Here is a 2,699-nt window from a genome sequence, read left to right on the forward strand (position 1 = left end):
CCGGCGACCACGAGCGCCTCGCCGGCCGGAACGCGCACGTCGAGGTCGACGAGGCGGGGCTCGTGCCGCACCGCGACGCCCTCGCCGACGATCGCGAACGCGTCGCCCGGCTCCGGCCAGTCGGCCAGCTCGTCCTCGCGCGCGAGCCCTTCGCCCTCGACGTCGAAGCGCGGGAGCACCCGATCGAGCCCGGCGGGGAACCACCACGCATGCCGGCCGAACCAGGCGAGGACCGCGGGCGTCAGCGTCATCCGCACGATGAACGCGTCGATCGCGACGCCGGTCGCGAGCCCGAAGGCGATCGGCTGCATCGACGCCTCGCCGTTCAGGATGAAGCCGCTGAACACCGTGAACATGATGATCCCGGCGGCCGTGACCACGCGTGCCGAGGCGTGGAACCCGCGCTCGATGGCGGGCCGCGGCTCGCCGTGCTTCAGGTAGTCCTCGCGCATCCGGCTGACGAGGAACACCTCGTAGTCCATCGCGAGCCCGAAGAGCACGCCCATCACGATGATCGGCATGAAGCTCGTCACCGACCCGACCGACTCGACGTTCAGCGGTCCGGCGAGGACTCCGTCGACGAACACCAGGCTCGTGAGGCCGAAGGCGGCGCCGATGGAGAGCACGTACCCGAGCGCCGCGGTGATCGGCACGACGATCGAGCGGAACACCATGGCGAGCAGGACGAGCGAGAGCCCGACGACGAGCAGCCCGAACGGCAGCAGCGCGCCGCCGAGGCGCTCCGAGATGTCGACGCCGAGCGCCGTGTAGCCCGTCACCGAGAGGTCGACCGCGTAGTCCTCGAGGAACGCGTCGTGCATGGCACGCAACCGGTGCACGAGCTGCTCGGTCTGCTCGGAGTCCGGGGCGCCGTCGGGGATCACCTGGATCACGGCGGTGTCGCCCGTCTCGTTCGGCGTCGCGAGCGGCACGGCCGCGACGCCCTGCACGTCGGCGACCTCGGCGGCGATGTCGTCGACGAGGTCGACGGGATCGGTGCTCTGGATGACGGAGCCCGTGAGGATGAGCGGACCGTTGGCGCCGGCGCCGAAGTGCTCGGCGATGAGGTCGTAGGTGACCCGCCCGGGGGCGCCCTCGGGAAGCGAACCCGAGTCGGGGAGGGCCAGGCGCAGGTTGACCGCGGGCATCGCGGCGAGGGCGAGGACTGCGGTGATGAGCACGACCGTCACCGGGGGCCAGCGGATGGCGCCGCGCACCCAGTACCCGAAGAACCCGCCGGGCCTGGCGTCCGCCGCGGCATCCGCCTCGCCCGTCGCGGTGGGCTGGGCCTCGGCATCCGCCTCGCCCGTCCCGGTCTGCTCGGCGTCGTGGTCCTCCGGTTCCTCCGGTGCCGTCGATTCCTTCGTCTCCTGCGCGGGTGCCTCGTGCCCCGGCCGGTACCGCTTCGGCACGACGTGCCACCCCGCGAACGACAGCAGCGCCGGCGTGAGGGTCAACGCGACGAGCGCGGCCGTCGCGACGGCGAGCGCCGCCGAGAGCCCGGTGACGGTGAGGAACGGGATGCGCGCGACGGAGAGCCCGAGCAGCGCGATGATCACTGTCGTCGCCGCGAACATGACCGCGGAGCCGGCGGTCGCGACCGCGCGCGGTGCGGACTCGGCGGGCGGCATCCCGCGCTTCACCTGGTCCTGGTGGCGGGAGACGATGAAGAGGGAGTAGTCGACCCCGACCGCGAGTCCGAGCATCACCGCGAGGAGCGGCGCGGTCGAGGTGATGGTGAGCCAGCGCGTCGCGGTGAGGACGACGGCGACCGAGGCGCCCACGCCGACGAGCGCGGTCGTGATCGGCATGCCCGCGGCGACGAGGGAGCCGAACGTCACGATCAGGACGACGAGCGCGATGAGGATGCTCGTGAGCTCGCTGAGGCCGATCCCGGGGTTCACCTGCGAGTACAGGGAGCCGCCGACGGCCACCTGCGACCCGTCGGGGAGGTCCCCCTGGAGCGTCGCGCCCTCGGACTGCAGTGCGTCCGACGTCGAGGGCAGCACGTCGACGGCGCCGACCGAGAGCTGGATCGTGACGAGGACGGCCGACGCGTCCGACGCGATGTCGGCAGACGACCCGCCGTCGTACGGCGAGCTCACGCCGGAGACCTGGGGGATCGCCTCGATGGCGGTGATCGCGTCCTCGACCGCCGACTCGAAGTCGTCGTCGGTGACGTCGCCGCCGTCGGGGGCGACGGCGATGAGCTGCGCCGAGGTGCCGGAGAACTGGGGGAAGGTGCGCGCGAGGGCGTCGAGCGCGTCCTGGGATTCGGTTCCGGGGAACGCGTAGGTGTTGTTCGTCCCGGTGCCGACGAGCCCGGCGATCGTGAAGAGCACGGCGAGGATGCCGACCCAGACGAGCACGACGAGGATGCGGGCGCGGTAGGCCCATCGTCCGAGCGCGTGCAGAGCCGAGGACACGTCTCTCACTCCCCCCGAAGTGGAGTTGAATGACCCTCAACCTAGGGCGCGGCGCGGGGGGACCGCAACGATGCCGCGCGGCGCCGGGTCGGTCGGACCCGCGTCGAGCAGGTAGGGTGGCACGTCGGCTCGCGACATCCGAGCCCACCCACGGCCATCGCGGCCGCGCGCGACGGGGCGCTCGTACGACACCCATCCGGCTCGAACGAGCCCCGCCGATCGGAGACCCACATGCCGGCGCCTGCGCGACCCCCCGCCGACCCCGCCCCCGAG

Annotated in this window: 1 protein-coding gene; it reads right to left on the reverse strand. The window is 72.6% G+C overall.

What is annotated here, in order from left to right:
* Positions 1 to 2,426: MMPL family transporter (locus tag ESO86_RS15115; protein ID WP_165307958.1), on the reverse strand; the 2,426-nt coding region annotated here is incomplete at its 3' end.
* Positions 2,427 to 2,699 lie beyond the last annotated feature (273 nt).

It is taken from the genome of Agromyces binzhouensis (assembly GCF_004135055.1).
In the GTDB taxonomy this organism is placed as follows: domain Bacteria; phylum Actinomycetota; class Actinomycetes; order Actinomycetales; family Microbacteriaceae; genus Agromyces; species Agromyces binzhouensis.